Annotated in this window: 1 protein-coding gene; it reads right to left on the reverse strand. The window is 48.0% G+C overall.

From position 1 onward, the window contains the following. Positions 1-4,628, reverse strand: a 4,628-nt coding sequence (locus tag BV375_RS00085; protein ID WP_086755947.1) for a non-ribosomal peptide synthetase, incomplete at both ends; no start/stop codon positions are given.

The raw sequence follows: 4,628 nt of genomic DNA on the forward strand, positions 1-4,628 counted from the left end.
AGCCTGAGCTAAAAAAGAGCGCAACTTATCAGCCAAAAGATGAACATGAGGTTGAACAAGCATAGTCTTGTGAGAGCCAGAAACATATTCAATATCCAAGCCGCCACTGACCAAATCACCCCAGCCAAACTGCGGGTCATACTCCAAACCCACAGCATTCGCCCGAGATAGATCCGTAGTCCGCAGCAACAACATTCTCCCAGGATAAACCTGCAACTGATACTGATGAATCGCCTGCATATTCACACCCATAATTTCAATATGCTCGTCAGTATCAGACAAATGCTGAGAAACATCTAACAGATAAGTTGGCTGCACCTTCAAATAACCCTTGTATTTATTTTTCAGGCGGCGGCGGTTGCGCTCAAAACTATCTTTTGCCCAATTAGTCCAAATCACCAGTCTTTGTGCTAGGTAAGCTGGTCCTTTTTGCATGAGATTATTCAGATGCTGACCAATTCTTTGCACAAACGGCAAGCGGCGGTCAGAACCGGGAACACTAGTATCTAACATCACCAACAGCCCGACTTGTTGACCTTGGCGATGAAGTTGTTGTGCCATCTCATAAGCGACAATCCCACCAAAAGAGTAGCCACCAAAATAATAAGGTCCTTGAGGTTGCAGCGCTCGCATACAGCCAATGTAATGCGCAGCCATATCTTCCACCCGCGTCAACGGTGGCTGTTGACCATCTAACCCCAGTGGTTGCACTCCGTAAAATGGTTGGTCTTTGCCCATAGCCATTGCCAAATCCCGAAAACACAGCACTTCTCCACCCAATCCATGAATACAGAAGAACGGTGGTTTCTCTCCTTGGGGTTGAATTGGAACTAGAGATGACCAAGCCTCAACTGCTGTACTCAATGCTATTTGCGGTTTGACTATTGGTGCTAAAGCCTCGATTGTTGAAGCTTGAAACAGTGTCGCCAACGGCAGCTTTTGCCCGAAAGCCTTCTCAATTTCCCAAAACAGCTTAATTGCCAACAACGAATGTCCACCCAACTCAAAGAAATTATCTGTGACTCCTATCGGTTGCACAGCCAAAACTTGTTGCCAAATTTCCACTAGTTGGGCTTCGAGTTGATTGCGGGGTCGGACAATAGTTATTGCCTGATTTCCACTCGCTGGTGCTGGTGCTGGTAAAGCGCGGCGGTCTACTTTCCCATTCGGCGTCAGCGGTAGCTGTGGTAAAAAGACAAAGGCACAGGGCACCATATAATCTGGCAATCTCTGTTGTAAATACTGCCGCAATTGTTCAGGAGTGGGTGATGGTTGCGACTCACTCACCAAATATGCCACCAAGCGTTTGTCACCGGGAACATCCTCTCTAGCTATGACCACAGTTTGCTTAATTACGGGATGTTGCTCAAGTATGGTTTCAATTTCTCCCAATTCAATCCGCAAACCCCGCAGCTTCACTTGATAGTCTAAGCGACCAAGAAACTCAATATTGCCATCACTCAAGTAGCGACACAAATCTCCAGTTTTGTAGAGTCGTTGTGATGCTGAATTCTCCCAGGGATTGACAATAAACTTTTCTTGGGTGAGTTGTTCGCGATGCAGATAACCTCTAGCTAAACCATCACCACCGACATATAACTCGCCAGGAATACCAATCGGCACAGGTTGCAAGTTAGCATCAAGGATGTAGGCTTGGGTATTGGCGATGGGACGACCAATGGGAATCGAACCGGTAATTTGGCTATTATTGTCGAGACTATAGCAGCAAGTAAAGGTAGTGTTCTCCGTAGGTCCATAGCCATTAATTAATCGACAATTACCACCTGCTTGCAAGAGTTTTTCCACATGGGGTACAGATAACACATCTCCCCCTGCTAACACTTGCCGCACAAGTTTGAGTTGGTCAACGTACTCGTCTACCATCAGGTGGAACAGTCCGGCGGTCAACCACAGTATTGTGACATGCTCATCAGCCAACGCTTGTGCTAATTCTGGTAGTGATGGTGTTTGGGGTGGCATGACTACCAACCGAGCACCGTTGAGCAGACAGCCCCAAATTTCAAAGGTGGAGGCATCAAAGGAGATGGGCGCTAACTGTAAAAACACGTCGGCGGCAGTGATACTGACATAGTTGCTGTCTTTAACTAAACGCACTACACCCCGATGGGTGACGCTGACGCCTTTGGGTTTGCCTGTGGAACCCGATGTATAGATGATGTATGCTAAATTTTCGGCTGTGGTCAGGCTTTGGGGATTTGCCACAGAGTATTGCGCTAATACCTCAGCATCAGTATCGAGGTAAACTACTTTGGCTGCATATAGCGGTAGCCTATCGACTAGATGTTGTTGGGTTAGCAATACCTGGACTTGGGCATCTTCTAACATCCAACTGAGGCGTTCTTGGGGATATTTCGGGTCTAAGGGGACATACACCCCACCGGCTTTGAGGATCGCCAATAACCCAATTACCATTTCTAATGAGCGTTCGGCAGCCAATCCGACCATGACTTCTGGTTTGACACCCAAGCTTTGCAAGTGGTGGGCTAATTGATTGGCACGCTGATTTAATTGTTGGTATGTTAGTTGTTGCTGTCCAAAGACAACGGCTACTGCATCGGGTGTGGCTGCTACTTGGGTTTCAAATACTTGCTGAATCGACGCTTGTTTTGGGTAGTTGGTTTGAGTTTGATTCCACTGCCATAATTGCTGCTGTTCGCTGGCTGTGAGTAAGGGAAGTTGGCAGATGGGTTGTTCTGGTTGGGCGACAATTGCCGCCAATAATGTCTGGAAATGTCCCAACATCCGGCTGATGCTTTCATCTTCCCAGAGGTCGGTGTTGTATTCGACGCTGCCTGTGATGCCCTTTGCTGTTTCGCTGAGTTCAAATGTTAAATCGAACTTGGCTGTACCTGTATGCACTGGTAAGGTGGTGATATTGATGCCGGGCAATTCCAATTCTTGGTTGAAGGCATTTTGGAGGACAAACATCACCTGGAATAGAGGGTGATAACTCAAGGAACGCTCTGGTTGCAGGTGTTCGACGAGTTTTTCAAAGGGTAGGTCGGCGTGAGCGTAGGCATCGAGGGCGACTGTTCGCACTTGTTCTAGGAGTTGGCGAAAACTGGGATTACCGCCGAGGTGGGTGCGCAATACTAAGGTGTTGACAAAAAACCCGATTAGCCCTTCTGTTTCTGCATGGTTGCGTCCGGCGATGGCTGAGCCGATGAGGATATCTTCTTGTTGGCTATAGCGGTACAGCAGAGTTTGCAGCGCTGCCAACAAGGTCATGAACATGGTGACGCCTTGTTGCTGTGACAGCTTTTGCAGGGCTTGAGTTAGTTTTTGGGATAGGGTGAATGTTTGCCTTTTACCCTGATATGTCTGGATTAAGGGTCGGGGGTGGTCTGTGGGTAATTCTAGGACTGGTGGCGCAGTTGCTAGTTGCTGTTGCCAATAGTTGAGTTGGGTTTGTTGAACTTGTGCTTCTAGCCATTGCCTTTGCCAAACGGCATAGTCGGCATACTGAATTGGTAATTCGACTAGGGGGTTGGGTTGGTTTTGGGTAAAGGCTGGATAGAGCTGTGTTAATTGTTGCCAGAGGATGCCCATTGACCATCCATCACTGGCGATGTGGTGCATCACTAACAACAAGATGTGTTCTTGCTCATCTAGTTGCAGCAAGCAAGCACGCAGCATCAGGTCGCTGGCGAAGTTGAAGGGTCTTTGTGTTTGCTGTTGTAGTAGTTGCTCGATTTGGGCACTGCGTTGTGTGGCTGGTAAAGCTTGGAGGTTGAACACCAGTAGTTCTACGGCACGGGGTGGTTGAATCACCTGTATTGGGTTGCCATTTTGGGTGATGTAGTTGGTGCGTAGGGCTTCGTGGTGGGCAACTATGGCATCTAGGGATTTTTGCAGGACTTTGATGTTGAGCGGTCCTTGTAATTGCAGTGCTTCTGCGATGTGATAGATGGAGTTGCCTGGTTGTAGTTGTTCCCAAAACCACAGGCGCTGCTGGGCGAATGATAGGGGTAGTGAGCTGCGGTTGGCTTTGGGTATTTGTTGTAGCTGCTGTGTGTTTTGTGCTTGCTGTGCGATGAACTCGGCTAGCTGGGCGATTGTCGGTTGGGCAAATAGTGATTGCAGGGCGATTTCTACTGTTAAGGCTTGGCGGATGCGGGAGATGGCTTGGGTTGCTAGTAGGGAGTGTCCACCTAACTCGAAGAAGTTGTCGTTAATGCCGATTTTTTCGACTCCCAATACTTGCGACCAGATTGCAGTGATTTTTGCTTCTGTAGTGGTGCGTGGTGCTACATAGTCTGTGGCTAAATTAACGCTTTCTGTCTCTGGTGCTGGTAGGGCGCGGCGGTCTACTTTCCCGTTCGGTGTTAATGGTAGTGTTTCTATGACTACATACGCATTCGGTATCATGTACTCTGGTAAGCTCTGCTTGAGGAAGTTCCGCCATTCACTTGTGGTTGGTGCAGGTTGAGATTTGGCAACGATGTATGCTACAAGGCGTTTGTTGCCTGGAGTATCTTCGCGTACCATGAGCACTGCTTGTTGGACAACAGGATGCTGAGCGAGCTCGGCTTCAATTTCGCCTAATTCAATTCGGAAGCCACGAATTTTTACCTGCTGGTCAATCCTTCCTAAAAATTCTATGTTTC

It is taken from the genome of Nostoc sp. 106C (genome assembly GCF_002154725.1).
Classification (GTDB): domain Bacteria; phylum Cyanobacteriota; class Cyanobacteriia; order Cyanobacteriales; family Nostocaceae; genus Aulosira.